Genomic DNA, 13,293 nt, shown 5'->3' with positions numbered 1-13,293 from the left:
GACCTCAGTGTCCATCGCTCGACCAGTGTGGCGGGTCGCTGAGCAGTTTGATGACGCGGTATCCCTGGCCGATCGCGATCAAGCGCGAGTTCGAACCATTGCGCGGGCTGGTGGTGATGGCCTCGGTCGCGCCATCGCTGCGGCGGATGGTCAGCGCGCCCGTCCAGCTCAGCGTCATGTCGACGGCCAGCCCGTCGGTATGGCGCGAGTTGAGCGATGGCGGCTCGCGAAGCCCGGGCGAGATGCCGTAGGCCGCGACCATCGCGCGGGCGGCGGCGAGGGACTTCGCCGGCGTCGGGTGAGCCCAGACGATCGGGACGCCCGACATTGCCGGTATGGTCGTCGCGTCGAGCCCCTGTTTGGCGATCCGCCAGGCGAAGTGCATCAGATAGGCCCGCTCAGGGGGGCGCAGGGTGGCGGATATCGTGACGCTGGCGCCCGCGTCCCGTAGGGCCCCGACGAAGGCCGTCGCGCGGTCGCGAAATGGCTGCGCGAGGTCATCGAGCGCGCGGCTCGTCGGAAAGAACGACACCCAATGCGCGCCCGACAGACTCGCTGGCGGCGCAGGCGTCCCTTCGAGGCCGCGCGCCGCGCCGCCGCGCTTCTGGGGGCGCGCCAGCAAGGCTTCGAGGGCTATGGCCCGCTTGCGGACGGCCTCGGTGCGCGGCTTCGGCGGCACGAAAGCCTTGAGCGCGCGCTTGAAGTAGGTGCGCCGGTCGTCGAGGCCCTGCAAAGCGGGATTGATCCGCTTCGTCACCGCCACGATGTCCTTCTCGGCGATACCCGTCGCGACGTCGCTGATCTTGTTCAGCCGCCAGTAAGCCAATGCGATGGCGAGCGCGCTGTCGGCGGTACGGCACAGCTCTGGAGCGTCCTCCAACGGCATGCCCAAGAGGTTGCCGGATGTCCGGAAGTTGCCGCGTCCGGTGAGCTGGATCAGGCCGCTGCCCCGGTAAACCCAGCCGTCGTCAGGGTTCGCATTGCCGTTGCGGCCGGCATAGACGTAGTTGGCGAGCTTCTGCGGGCTCCTGAGATATCGCGCAGCGAAGGCGGCGTCCGGAAAATGCGTCTTGCCGAACACCTTCATGAGCTGTGCGGCCGTGGTGTAGTGCAGGTTCTCGTCGAGGCGGCCGAGGCCATATGTCTCGGCGGCGATCTGCGCGATGAAATGGGCGATCCGGACAGGCGTGTCGAGCCCGGCCTTCGGGAACTCCTGCGGTGCTTCGGTCAGGATTGTTTCGAGGATATCGGATGCGGCCGCAGGACAGACCATTTTCAGGCGCGCCGCGGTGACGAGCTCGATGGCATCCGATCCGGGCATCCGTTCCTCCTGAAGACGAGGGGCGAACAGTCTGCGCAGCGCGTACGTGTATGCAGTTTTGCGATTATTGTCACAACTCAACGGAAGCCGCGCCGCGATGACTTGCGAGCGACCTTTTTTCATAATATCGACTTATGCTTGCATGCTCTCTAAGCTTGTGCAAGTCAATAGAGACATCTTTAGGAGTGGTGCCATGGCAGCCGTGGAAGCGGGTATGCCGTTGCTGAGTGGCGCGCAGGTGAAAGAACTGACGCGGAGGCTCACGAGCGGCCTTACCGATATCGACTTCCAGACGCTCACATATGCAGCTACAGGGGATCAGGTATACAAGCATTATACGAGTAATCAGCTTCCACTATACAAGCAGATATTCGAGACAATCGAGCGTCTGGAAGCCGATCGTACCACGGATCGCTTCCTGGCTTGGGTCTATGCCGAGAAGAAGCACAACACTAGCCTGCGCCAGTACATCCTGTCATTGGCGCCGAAGGCCGATCGGCTGCTCACGGGTGGAGGCCTCCATGTACAGCGTGGCGGCGAGGCGTTACGAGATGCACCTGACAACCCGTTTGCGCCAGGCCTTCAGACCTATGTCAGGCCGCGCGGCATGGTCGATCTCGGCCTTTGGATCCGCCGCCTGCTGGCGATCGAGCGCCAGGTCTGCGTGATCGAGTATGGCGGCGAGGCGCGCGGCACCGGCTTCCTCGTCGGGCCACACGTCGTGCTGACGAACTGGCATGTGATCGAGGCGGCGCCGGGCAGCGCAGACCCGGCCGCGGGTTCGTTCACCTGCCGCTTCGACTACAACATGCTCTCCGACCGTTCCGTGCCGGCGGGGGTCGAGGTCGTCGCCGAAGCGATCGTCGCATCGAGCCCCTATGCACCGGCGGAACGGACAGCCACGCCGGACGCTCCACCGCCCAAGGCCGACCAGCTCGACTATTGTCTCCTGCGGCTGCCCGAAGGCTTCGCTGCGCAGGCGCGCGGCTCGGTCTCGCTGCCGACAGAGAAGCCGGAGCTCGGCGACGACGCGCCGATCCTGATCGTCCAGCATCCCAAGGGTGGTCCGATGAAACTGGCGATGGACCTCGACAGCGTGATGGGGCCCGATCCCAGCGGTTTTCGCCTGCGCTATCGCACCAGCACCGACGAGGGCTCCTCGGGCTCGCCCTGTTTCGCGATGGACTGGAGCCTGCTGGCGCTGCATCATTTCGGCGACACCGGTTTTCGCACGCCGTATCCGACCTATAATCAGGGCATCCCGGCGCATCTCGTGCGGACGCATATCTGCACGACCTCGCCGGGGGCGATCTTGCTGGGAGCGTGAGGCATGGGGGACGGCGTTCCAGATCCGCCGCTTCCGCCGGCCGGCGAGCCGCCACGTGCAGTTCTGCCGCTCGACGGCGTGGTCATTCCAGCAGACGAAGCCGGCACCCTGGCGAAGCAGATCGGCTATATCTACGACTTCAATGACCTCGATGTGATGCTGCAGAAGCTGTATGGCGTCCGCAAAATTGCCGAATGGGCCTCGCCCAGGATTTCAGCGGCCGAGATCGCATTCGAGGTTCTCAATAAAATTCAAACGGACCCGGATCTCGTGGGGCCGTTCCTGGCCATCATCTATCGGGACAAGCGTTGCGTCGAGCCGCTGAGAGGGATGATCCTGAGGATCGCGCCAAAGGTGACGATCACCGACGCCAATGTCGATGCGCAAGCCGGAGCCATCGCACAAGCGCTCGCGGCGGTGCTGCAGCAGCTCCCCGGAGCGCCGGCCCTGCGCGAGGCGCTCGCGACCTACAGTAATGCGTATGCAGGCTTCTCGTCCGCGGCGACGCGGCTGCTCGCTTACAAGGCTCTGCACGATTGTCTGCATCGCGAGCAGAAGCGACTGTTCTCCGACCTAGACGCTGCGGCGGCGACGGCGGATACGGACCCGGAGAGCCGCATCATGCTCGACGAATTCGTCGAGATGCTCGATGATCTGCTGCAGCGCATAAGCGATGCGATGAGCAGCCTCTCCGCGGATGAACAGAGCGGCCAGTCCTACTGGGTCGCCGACATCAGGGATGCGCGCGAACAGATCAGGCAAGGCCTGGAGAACAGAGACAATGGCAGCGTCGGCATCGGGCTGGCGATGGTGGACCGCGTCGTCCACGAGCGGCCGCAGCAGCTCAATCATCAGATCATCCAGGTGATGGGCAGCCTGCCCCTGTCGGCTCTTCGCGATGCCTTCGGAGCGGCCGCGGCGGTGGGAGGCGGCCCCGCCGCGCAACTCGGCGTCGCGTCCGACAAGCTGGAGGCATTGCGGCTTCGCCTGACCGAGCGCGTCAAGGAGCACGCGATCTGGCAACGTGCCGACCATACGTTGCAGAGCGTTGAACGCCAGATCGCGGCGGGAGCCGGCCTCAACCCGGTCACGCTGATGAACCTGTGGGGCGGTCTCAAGCGGATCGTCAGGAGTCTGATCGCACCCGAACCGGAGGAGCCGTCGACGAAAGAGATCCAGGAGAAATCGGATTTGTTCGACGACGCCTGGGCCCAATACGCTCTCAATGTCGGAGCCGCCGAGGAAGAGCGCGCCAGGGCGCGCCTCTGGCTTGCGCAGCGCTTCTATTCATACCGAAACGCGGTGATCAACCGCTTCTACCAAGTCGATCGCCGCCTGATGGCCGATTGCAAGGCCGTGGCGCGGCTGGGCGGGCCCGTGGACGCGCTTTTGTAGGAGCTTCACAATGGCTGAGATCGCCTTCGCCTCGCTGGAGGCCCTCCGGACGGAGCACAAGGTGCGCCTTGAACGCATCCGGCATGAGCGCGCGCGGGGCCGTGAACATCCCGCGTCGATCGAGCAGACCGCCGAGACGCCGGTCGAGGCCGGGACGGAACGAAGCGTGGACGACATCGCCGATTTCGTGGCGCGTATCCAGGCGACGGGAACCCTGATCGCGGACGCGACGGAGCGACGATCCCTTCAGGCGATCCTCGATTTCTGGGCATCGGAACTGGCCGCGGACGAGACGACCGGCAACTTCGGCTTCGCCGCGGTGCCAAATCTCGCGGGATTCGGGGAGACTTGGCCGCCGCCTCTCCCGGCAGATGCGCGACCGCCGGAGCCGCCGCCGGCGCGGGCGGGCACCGGGACCATCGCCAATGCCGCGGCTTCGGCGATGGAGACCATGATGCGATTCCCGCGGGCGGTGCAGGAGGCCGCGGCGACCATCACCGGGCGCACATACGGGCCCCTCACCGCGAGGTTGCCGGCGGGCGCGGGGACCCGCTTCGAGCGCCCCGGGCCAATCATCCGGCATCGGCGATCGGATCAGCCGGTGGCTGCACCACCCCCTCCCTTGGTGGTCGACGACAAGACGCGCGGCGAGATCATCCGCATCTCGGCGATCGCCCGGCAGTGGCGGCGCAACCGGCTCGACGGTTACCTGCTTTCAGGGGACGCCCTGAGCGCGGCGGACGAGCTTTGCAAGCGCGCCGGCGCCAATGGCGAAGAGCCGGCCATTGTGCGCGACAAGGACATTGCTGACTTCCTCGATGCCAGCAAGCGTCATGCTGCCGAGACGACGCAGCTCAAGTCGAAATACCTTTATGTGATCATAGCGTTGCTGGCGCTGGCGTTGATAGGGACTGTCTGGAAGTGGCGTGAAGCCAGCGCGGCGCAGGCTGCGGCGGTCGCAGCGCAGAAGAGGGCCGATGTGGCGCGTGAGGAAGCGGACAAGGCCCGCACCTTCGCGCAAGAGCAAGCGATTCGAGCCGAGAAGGAGCGTGCGGAGGCGGTGGAAGCGAGGGCTGCGGCCGAGCTTCAGGCATTCAACGCGCGCCAAGCGCAGCGCGAGGCAGCTGTCGCGCAGGACGAGCGTCGCTGGGCGTACGACGAAGTGGTCAAGGCGGAAGGGGCGCTTGCCGAGGCCGATGCCCAGCGCCAGCGTGCGCTTGGCGAGGCGGAGACCGAGCTCAGGCGCGTTGGCGCAAACGCCGCGGCCGACGAGTTCCGCAAGGCCAAGGCGGCGACCTCCCAATCGGATGTGCTGAAGTCCGTGATCGCCACCTTGCAGCCGAATACTGCGCGCGACGGGCCGGTGGGGCCGGGGCGAGACACGCAAATCGCCGGGCTAGCCGATCGTCTCAGCGAGTCGGAGCCCGCAGCACGAGCGGTCGCGGCGCAGAGGTTGGCGTCGGTGCTCAGCGAGCCCGGGCTCAGGGACGAAGCGTTCGTCTACGGCGTGGATCGGGTTGCGTCGCTGCTCGCGGTCGGACAGGCGGCGACACCGGCGGCGACACCGGCGGACACATCCTCGCGCGATGCGGCGCTCGCCGTGTTGAGCGCCATACCCGAGGCGCGATGGGATGCCAGCCCGACAGGCAGGGCCATGGCGCGTGCTGCAGTCGGACTGTTCGAACAGAGTGCGAAAGCGGGTAAAGCGCCGCTACCGCAGCCGGCCGCGACCGCGCTGCAGACGTTGAAGGCACGCATCGATTGGCCCGTCGCCGCCGACTACCGCGTCGATTTCCAGTTCGCCGGTTATGTCCGGGCCCAGGCGCAGGCCGTGAGCAGCGCCCTGAAGGCGCTGGGCTGGCGCATCGACGGCGAGGAGCGCACGGCGAATGCCGCTGGGATCAATCAGATTCGCTATGGCGATCCGAAAGATGCCGCCTCCGCGGAACTCCTGGCCGCCGACGCCCGCCGGGCCGGCGCGTCCCCGGCGCTGAGGGTCCTCCGCGTGGCGGAGATCAAGCCCGGCCGTCTCGAGGTCTGGATCAGCCGGTGAGCCCTGCGCCGGGAGGCGCCGGGCCGATGCTGCGGCGCCGGGTCAGCCTGCCGCCAGGGAAGCGCTTGCGGCGCTGACGCGGCCGAAGAGGTCGCGGGCGCGGATGCGGTAGAAGCCGGCCGCAGCGCTGGTGTCGAGATAGACGCTGGAGAGCAGCCCGGCGGGGTTGATCACCTGCCAGGGGCCGCTGTCCCCGGCGCTCCAGAGCACGTCGAAGAGCTGGACGCCATCATAGGGCGCCGGTTCCCAGAACAGCACGCGGTTTTCGCCGTTGAGGCCGCCGAAGCGGCTGATCCTGGGGGCGGCGGGGGGCGCAGGCGTGGCATCGTCCCGTCGGACCAATGCGACGAGTGCCACCGAGGGCAGCGGCATGTCGAGCTTGAATTCGTGCTGCGCCCTGGCGCCGCCGATCTGGAGATGCTCGACCGTCAGTGCCGGCTCTTGCGCCAGGCGCATCGCCGCAAGCTCGGCCGCATTCGGCAGATCGGGCGCGCCGAGGTCTTCCCAGACCGTGAAGGGATCGCCCTTGCCATGGGCGATGCGGAAGGTGGCGAGCGCGTAGGCGCCGGGCTGCAGCCAGGAGAAGTCGAGCGCGACCGTGCTCTCGCCCGACTGCCAGATGCGGTCGACGCTGTTGTAGAGCAGGACGCTGGCGCCGGCGGGCTGCTCGGCGCCTCCCAGTGCGGTCGCGATGGCGCCGAGGCCGGTCCGGTCGGGATCGAGGCCCTGTTCGCTCAGCCCGAAGCGGCGTTCGCTGAGCAGGCCGAGCAGCTCCATGACGCTGAGCGCCGGCTTCTTGACGAGATCGAACGGTTCCGGCTCCGCCCTTCGCGCCTCCAGCGCGGCGATGTCGGTCTTGTGCTCGGCCTGGGCGGCGCGCACCGGGCGCTTGCCGAAATAGGTCAGGTGCGTGCGGTGGCCCCAATGGCCGACGAAGCCGTTGTCATTGCTGAGGACCTCGTAGTCGACGCCTTCACTGTCGATCATCAGGCGCTGGTGCTGGTCGACGATCTTGGCGGCGAGCCCGGCGAAATAGGGCATGCCGTGCCAGGTATGGTAGAGATGCCAGCCGATCTGCGGGTCGCATTCGTCGTTGACGAAGGGCAGGCCGGCGAAGCGCGGATGGTGCTCGCGGATATAGTCGACCGCCATCATCTCGTGCCGGATGATCGACAGGCTGTTCGGCGTCAGATCCTCGGCGTGCTTTTTGGCGCCCTTCTCGTGCACCGAGATGAAATCGAGCCGCACGCCGGTCTCGCCGGTGAACAGGTTGGTGCCGGTGTCGCAATGGGCGAGAAAGCTCTTGAAGATCGGCGGGATGCGCCGGGCGACGCCGGGGCCGCCAAGCTTGAGCTGGGGATCGACAGCCTTAAGCGCCTCCGAGCAGGCATCGTAATAGTTGTTGAAGCCGGTCTCGCCGCCGAGCTTCCACCAGATGTCCGGCTCGTTCCAGGTCTCGAAATACCAGGCCCGCAGCTCCTCGGCGCCGTAGCGGGAGCGGTAGCGCTCAGCCATCTCGCTCATGAAGTCGCGCCAATGATGCGCTTGGCCGACGTCGTTGAAATCGCTGTAGATGTAGGAGGGGTTGCCCATCAGCTCGAAGAAGGGCCGGATGCGGTGCTCCAGCATCACGTCGATCGCCGCATCGAGCCGCGACCAGTCGTATGCGCCGAAGCCAGAGGCGGTGACGAGGTCGAGCATGTAGTGCACGCGCATGTACTCGATGCCGCGATTGGGCACGCCGCCGACATAGGCCAGCGTCTGCCGCATCTCCGGCTCCAGCAGGAGCTCGGCCGGCGAGAAGCCGGTGCTGCGCCAGAAGCGCCGGAAGGGCGTGGTCGGCGCGGAGAGATCGATGCGGATACGGGTCGTCTCGGACATGGCGGGTCCTTCGCTGGACGCGGAAGAAATTTGTTGCCGGCTAATTTGACCAAATTCCAAACCTCAGCCCTCATCCTGAGGAGCGCCATAGGCGCGTCTCGAAGGGTGATCCGGCATGCTTTGGAACGTCCTTCGAGACGCGAGCTGACGCTCGCTCCTCAGGATGAGGGCTGGTGGGAGTCATGGCGGCTCCCTCACTTGAACTTGTCGCGCATCGACTGGATGCCGGGAATCGCCGTCATCAGATGGGCGTGGCGCTCGTCGAAATGCTGGACCAGTCCGCGCTGCGTCTTCCCGACCAGGATGGTGAAGATATAAGCGCGGTGGCCGGGCGAGGTGACGGTCGGGTGGTAGCCGCGATCGACCAGCACGGTGTCGCCGTTCTCGACCATGAAGCAGTCGGATTTGCCGTCGGCATAGATGATCTGAGCGCCGAAGCCGCTGCCGGGCTGGTAGCGGTAATGATAGAGCTCGTCATGGGCCGTCTCGCCGGTGCGATCGGTGTCGTGCTTGTGCGGGGGATAGCCGGACCAGCAGCCGGGATCGGCATAGAGCTCGCTGACCAGCAGGTTGCCGGCGCGCCCCTGGCCGTTCTGGCCGAGGATATGGAAGATGCGGCGGCGGCTATGGCTGTCGGGCGAGCCGACATCGACCATCGCGACCTCTTCCGGCGTGATCCGGAAGGGCTTCAGCCCGGCGTCGTCGCAGAGCCCGCCGGCCACGGCGATCTCGGTGGGGCTGGTCGCGTTCTCCAGCCGGACCTTCGCGCCCGGCGGAGCGTAGACCGAATCCGCCTCGCCCGACCAGATGTCGGCCCGCTTGCCGACCGCGGCGAAGCGCTCGCCGTCGACGGAGATGTCGACCGTGCCGGAGAGCACGACGAGGACGCTCTCATGTCCCGGCAAGGCCTGCTCCACGCTCTCGCCGGGTTGCAGGCGCAGCAGGTTGAAATGGACAAGCGGCAAGCCGGGGTCGTCATGGACGATGGCGCGGTTGGCGTTGTCGCGGGCGCGGATGTGCTTAGGCATTGGCGTGATGTCCGGTCTGGATGGTCTCGACACCCTTGAGCGCGAGCGCCTCGGCGTGGTGGCAGGCGACGCTGCGGCCGCCGAGATCGCGCAACGGTGGCGGCGTGGTGCGGCAGGCTTCGCTGGCGAAGCGGCAGCGCGGATGGAAGGCGCAGCCGGAAGGGCGGTTGGCGGGATCGGCGACCTCGCCCGGCAGGCGGATGCGGCGGTCCTGCCGGCGCTGGGCGGGATCGGGGATCGGCAGGGCCGAGAGCAGCGCCTCGGTGTAAGGGTGCAGCGGCCGGGCGAAGAGCGCCTCGGAGGTCGCGATCTCGACGACCTGGCCGACATACATCACGACGACGCGGTCGCAGATGTACTCGATCACGCTGAGATCATGGCTGACGAAGAGATAGGTCAGCCCGAACTCCTCCTGCAGGTCGCGCAGCAGGTTGAGCGTCTGCGCCCTGACACTGACGTCCAGCGCCGAGACGGCCTCGTCGAGCACGACGAGGCGCGGATGGGTCGCGAGCGCCCGCGCGATGCCGACACGCTGGCGCTCGCCGCCGGAGAAGGCGTGCGGATAGCGCCGGGCGTATTCGGGCCTTAAGCCTACCTTGGCGAGGAGGTCGCGGACCTTGGCCTCGATCTCAGCCGGCGGAACCAGTCTGTTGACCTTCAGCACCTCGCCGACGATGTCGCGGACCTGCAGGCGCGGATTGAGCGAGGATTGCGGGTCCTGGAAGACGATGCGCAAATCGGTGCAATAGGCGAGCCGCTCATCCTCGGAGAGCCTGTCGAGATCGACGCTGCCACCATCCTTGCGGCGATAGCGCATGGTGCCGGCGGTCGGCTGGTGGATGCCGAGCAAAAGGCGCGTCACCGTCGACTTGCCGCAGCCGGATTCGCCGACGAGCCCGAGCGTCTCGCCCTGCCGGATCGCGAAGGAAACGTCCTCTACGGCGCGCACGGGATTGGCGGCCTTGCGCTGGAACAGGCTGCGCCGCGGCGGGAAGAGCTTGGTCAGCCCGCGCACGTCGAGCAGGACTTCGGGGGGCAGGGCCGGGGTCTCAGCCATGGGCGGCGCCTCCGAGCACGGCCGGCTCGCGGGCGAGGACGCAGCGGACGTCGCGGCGCAGGCCGATCGTGATCGTGCCGGGATCGATGCTGTCGCAGACGCCCTTGATGGCGGCCTCGCAGCGCGGGTGGAAATCGCAACCCTTCGGCCGCTCGAAAGGCGAGGGCACCATGCCGCGAATGGCGGCGAGCCTCGATCCGCGACCGGAGCCGAGCCGCGGCACGGATTTCAGCAGGGCGCGGGTATAGGGATGGCGCGGATCGGCGAAGATCTCGTCGACCGTGCCGCGCTCGACGATCTTGCCGAGATACATCACCGCGACATCGTCGGCGATCTCGGCGACGACGCCGAGATCATGGGTGATGAACAGGATCGAGAGCCCGTCCTCGCGCTGCAATTCCTGCAGCAGGTCGATGATGTTCGCCTGGGTGGTGACGTCGAGCGCCGTGGTCGGCTCGTCGGCGATCAGCAAGCGCGGCCGGCAGGACAGAGCGAGCGCGATGCAGACGCGCTGGCGCATGCCGCCGGAGAATTCGAACGGGTAGTTGTTCAATCGTTCCGCCGGCCGGGGGATACCGACCCGGCCGAGCATCTCGACGGCGCGGGCCTGCGCCGCCTTCTTCGAGAGGCTAAGATGCCGGCGGATCACCGGGACGAGCTGCTGGCCGATAGTATGCACCGGCGAGAGCGCCGCCATCGGCTCCTGCGAGATCAGCGAGATCTCCTTGCCGCGCAGGGCCCTGATCTGGCGGCCGCGTGGGTCGAGCTGGGTGACGTCGACCGCCTGTCCGTCGCGGCCGGCATAGAGGATGCTGCCGGCGGCGATGCGTCCGCTCGGCGGCAGCAGGTTCATCAGCGCCCGGCCGGTGACGCTCTTGCCCGAGCCGGATTCGCCGACGATGCAGAGCGTGCGCCCGCGCGGCACGTCGAAGGTGACGCCGTCGACAGCGCGCACCAGCCCATCATCGGTGCCGATCTGGACCTTGAGGTCGCTGACCGCGACGAGCGGCGAGGGCGCCGCCGCCGTTCCGCCGAAGGGCATCGGCTCAGGCATAGGGATCGGCCGCATCGCGAATTCCGTCGCCGAGGAAGTTGAGGGCGAGCACGGCGACGACCACCGCGACGCCGGGGGCGAGCAGCCAGGGCGCCGTGGTCAGCGCCAGGATGCTCTGCGCGTCCTTGAGCAGCACGCCCCAGCTCACCACCGGCTCCTTCAGGCCGATGCCGAGGAAGGAGAGGGCGGTCTCGGCCAGGATCATGCTCGGGATCGCCAGCGTCACCGAGGCGACGATGTGGCTGGTGAAGGAGGGCACCATGTGCCGCCAGATCACGCGCTGGCGCGAGCAGCCGTCGAGCCGCGCCGCCAGTACGAAATCTTCGGTCCGCAGCGAGAGGAAGCGGCCGCGCACGACGCGCGCCAGATCGGTCCAGCCGATCAGCGAGAGGATGATGGTGATCCAGAGATAGACCAGCAGCGGGTCGAGATTGGCCGGCACCGCGGCGGCGAGCCCCATCCAGAGCGGGATGGTCGGGATCGATTTCAGGAAGTCGATGCAGCGCTGCACGACCTCGTCGATCCAGCCGCCGTAATAGCCGGAGATGCCGCCGAGCAGCAGGCCGAGGAAGAGGCTGACTGCGACCCCGACCAGGCCGATCGACATCGAGATGCGGGCGCCGTGGATGGTGCGCGAGAGCACGTCGCGGCCGAGCCGGTCGGCGCCCCAGAGATACATCGGCTGCGACGGGTCGGCCGGGCCGATCAGATGGCGGTCCCACGGGATCAGCCCGAGGAGCTTGTAAGGCTCGCCCTTGGCGAAGAAAACGACGGGGTGGACCGATTTTTCGTCGACGACGAAGGTCCGCTTCAGCGCCACGGGGTCGAAGCTCATCCGGTAGCCGTTGACATACATGAAATGGGTGTCGCCGGCGGCGTCCGTGCCGAAGAATCTCAGCGTCTGCGGCGGGCCGTAGGTGAAGCGGGCATTGTAGCTGTCGGGCGAGAAGGGCGCGACGAACTCGGCGAGCAGCGCGACGAGATAGATGCCGAGCACGACGAAGAGGCTGGCATAGGCCAGCCTGTGCCGGCGGAAGCGGCGGAAGATCAGCGCCCATTGGCCGGCCTCGGCGAAGCGGCGCACCGCCGGGGCGACGGTCTCGGGTGCGGTGGGGGCAGCGATGTCACTCATCCCGGCCTCAGGCGTAGCGCACGCGCGGATCGAGCCACGCGAGCAGGAGGTCGGAGATCAGCGTGCCGATCACGGTGAGCACGCTCAGCATCAGGATGAAGCTGCCGGCGAGGTACATGTCCTGCGCCAGCAGGGCCGAGAGCAGCAGTGGCCCGGCGGTCGGCAGGCTCATCACCACTGAGGTCACGATCGCGCCGGAGACGAGGTTCGGCAGCACCCAGCCGATGGTCGAGATGAAGGGATTGAGTGCGACCCTGACCGGATATTTGAACAGCAGCTCCGCCTCGCCGAGCCCATTGGCGCGGGCGGTCTGGACATAGGGCTTGTAGAGCTCGTCGATCAGGTTGGCGCGCATGACGCGGATCAGCGCCGCCGTGCCATGCGTCGCCAGCACGAAGACCGGCAGCCACAGATGCATGGCGAGGTCGCCGACCTTGGCGAGGCTCCAGGGCGCGTTGACGTAGTCAGGCGAGAACAGGCCGCTGACATTCATGCCGAAATAGCGCGAGAACACGTACATCAGCGCCAAGGCCAGCAGGAAGCTCGGTATGGCCAGGCCGAGGAAGCCGAGGAAGGTCACGACATAGTCGAGCCAAGAATAGCGCCGGACCGCGCTGTAGATGCCGATCGGCAGGGCAACGAGCCAGGTGACGACGAGGGTGATGCCGGAGAGCAGGACGGTGAGGCCGAAGCGGTCCCACATCAGCTCGGAGACCGGCTTGTTCCACTCGAAGGATTCGCCGAAATCGCCGCGGAACAGGATGCCGGAGATCCAGAGCCAGTATTGCACATACCAGGGCTGATCGAGCCCGTAGCGCAGCTTCAGCGCGGTCAGCGAGTCGTTGTCGAGCGAGCCGCCCTGCTCGGCGAATTTGGCGCTGAACGAGGTCAGGAAGTCGCCCGGCGGCAATTGGATCACCAGGAAGGCGACGACCGACACCGCCGCCAGCGTTCCGAGCGTATAGACGAGCCGTCTCAGCATGTAGCGGAGCATCACAGGCCTCCGATGCGTCGGGCGGGGCGGGGAGCCCGGGGCTAATGGCCG

At 67.0% G+C, this 13,293-nt stretch carries 10 protein-coding genes; 3 read left to right on the top strand and 7 right to left on the bottom strand.

Annotated elements, in window-relative coordinates:
• Positions 1 to 4: 4 nt before the first annotated feature.
• Positions 5 to 1,444 (bottom strand): glycoside hydrolase family 19 protein, encoded by a 1,440-nt coding sequence (locus BMZ69_RS31910; RefSeq protein ID WP_210188080.1) that lies wholly within the window; start codon positions 1,442 to 1,444, stop codon positions 5 to 7.
• Between the two features lie 70 nt (positions 1,445 to 1,514).
• Between BMZ69_RS31910 and BMZ69_RS23575 the strand changes: the two genes are divergently transcribed.
• Genes BMZ69_RS23575 through BMZ69_RS23565 form a run of 3 tightly spaced genes read left to right on the top strand, consistent with a single transcriptional unit; the run spans position 1,515 to position 6,096 of the window.
• Positions 1,515 to 2,648: a trypsin-like serine peptidase gene (locus BMZ69_RS23575; RefSeq protein ID WP_175506941.1), complete on the top strand. Its 1,134-nt coding sequence runs from the start codon at positions 1,515 to 1,517 to the stop codon at positions 2,646 to 2,648.
• 3 nt (positions 2,649 to 2,651) lie between these two features.
• A complete protein-coding gene (locus BMZ69_RS23570; RefSeq protein WP_092161430.1) occupies positions 2,652 to 4,043 on the top strand; it encodes a hypothetical protein in 1,392 nt (463 codons plus the stop codon).
• 10 nt (positions 4,044 to 4,053) lie between these two features.
• Entirely contained in the window at positions 4,054 to 6,096 is a 2,043-nt protein-coding gene (locus BMZ69_RS23565; RefSeq protein WP_092161428.1) for a hypothetical protein, read from the top strand.
• A gap of 42 nt (positions 6,097 to 6,138) precedes the next feature.
• Here the strand turns inward: BMZ69_RS23565 and BMZ69_RS23560 are convergent, their stop codons facing one another.
• The 6 genes from BMZ69_RS23560 to BMZ69_RS23535 form a co-directional block, all read right to left on the bottom strand.
• Complete coding sequence (locus BMZ69_RS23560; protein ID WP_092161426.1) at positions 6,139 to 7,977, bottom strand: GH39 family glycosyl hydrolase; 1,839 nt, start codon at positions 7,975 to 7,977, stop codon at positions 6,139 to 6,141.
• 194 nt (positions 7,978 to 8,171) lie between these two features.
• Positions 8,172 to 9,005 carry a 5-deoxy-glucuronate isomerase gene (locus BMZ69_RS23555; protein WP_092161424.1) on the bottom strand — a complete coding sequence of 278 codons (834 nt, stop codon included), beginning with the start codon at positions 9,003 to 9,005 and terminating at the stop codon, positions 8,172 to 8,174.
• On the bottom strand, positions 8,998 to 10,062 hold the full coding sequence (locus BMZ69_RS23550; RefSeq protein WP_092161422.1) for an ABC transporter ATP-binding protein: 1,065 nt from the start codon (positions 10,060 to 10,062) through the stop codon (positions 8,998 to 9,000). The genes BMZ69_RS23555 and BMZ69_RS23550 overlap by 8 nt, the downstream gene beginning before the upstream one ends.
• Positions 10,055 to 11,131, bottom strand: coding sequence for an ABC transporter ATP-binding protein (locus BMZ69_RS23545; protein WP_244543501.1), 1,077 nt, complete (start codon positions 11,129 to 11,131; stop codon positions 10,055 to 10,057). Before BMZ69_RS23545 ends, BMZ69_RS23550 begins: the two co-directional genes overlap by 8 nt.
• Positions 11,109 to 12,248: an ABC transporter permease gene (locus BMZ69_RS23540; protein ID WP_092161418.1), complete on the bottom strand. Its 1,140-nt coding sequence runs from the start codon at positions 12,246 to 12,248 to the stop codon at positions 11,109 to 11,111. Before BMZ69_RS23540 ends, BMZ69_RS23545 begins: the two co-directional genes overlap by 23 nt.
• Positions 12,249 to 12,255: 7 nt before the next feature.
• Positions 12,256 to 13,242 (bottom strand): ABC transporter permease, encoded by a 987-nt coding sequence (locus tag BMZ69_RS23535; protein ID WP_092161416.1) that lies wholly within the window; start codon positions 13,240 to 13,242, stop codon positions 12,256 to 12,258.
• Positions 13,243 to 13,293: the final 51 nt, after the last annotated feature.

This window comes from Allobosea sp. CRIB-10 (assembly GCF_900112185.1).
Taxonomy (GTDB): domain Bacteria; phylum Pseudomonadota; class Alphaproteobacteria; order Rhizobiales; family Beijerinckiaceae; genus Allobosea.
This window is presented reverse-complemented; position numbering and strand designations above follow the sequence as displayed.

Bases quoted from the DNA above. Each gene is read 5' to 3' on its own strand.
- BMZ69_RS23535 (WP_092161416.1), bottom strand. From the start codon at position 13,242: ATGCTCCGCTACATGCTGAGACGGCTCGTCTATACGCTCGGAACGCTG.
- BMZ69_RS23565 (WP_092161428.1), top strand. From the start codon at position 4,054: ATGGCTGAGATCGCCTTCGCCTCGCTGGAGGCCCTCCGGACGGAGCAC.
- BMZ69_RS23570 (WP_092161430.1), top strand. From the start codon at position 2,652: ATGGGGGACGGCGTTCCAGATCCGCCGCTTCCGCCGGCCGGCGAGCCG.
- BMZ69_RS23555 (WP_092161424.1), bottom strand. From the start codon at position 9,005: ATGCCTAAGCACATCCGCGCCCGCGACAACGCCAACCGCGCCATCGTC.
- BMZ69_RS23540 (WP_092161418.1), bottom strand. From the start codon at position 12,248: ATGAGTGACATCGCTGCCCCCACCGCACCCGAGACCGTCGCCCCGGCG.
- BMZ69_RS23575 (WP_175506941.1), top strand. From the start codon at position 1,515: ATGGCAGCCGTGGAAGCGGGTATGCCGTTGCTGAGTGGCGCGCAGGTG.
- BMZ69_RS31910 (WP_210188080.1), bottom strand. From the start codon at position 1,444: ATGAAAAAAGGTCGCTCGCAAGTCATCGCGGCGCGGCTTCCGTTGAGT.
- BMZ69_RS23560 (WP_092161426.1), bottom strand. From the start codon at position 7,977: ATGTCCGAGACGACCCGTATCCGCATCGATCTCTCCGCGCCGACCACG.
- BMZ69_RS23550 (WP_092161422.1), bottom strand. From the start codon at position 10,062: ATGGCTGAGACCCCGGCCCTGCCCCCCGAAGTCCTGCTCGACGTGCGC.
- BMZ69_RS23545 (WP_244543501.1), bottom strand. From the start codon at position 11,131: ATGCGGCCGATCCCTATGCCTGAGCCGATGCCCTTCGGCGGAACGGCG.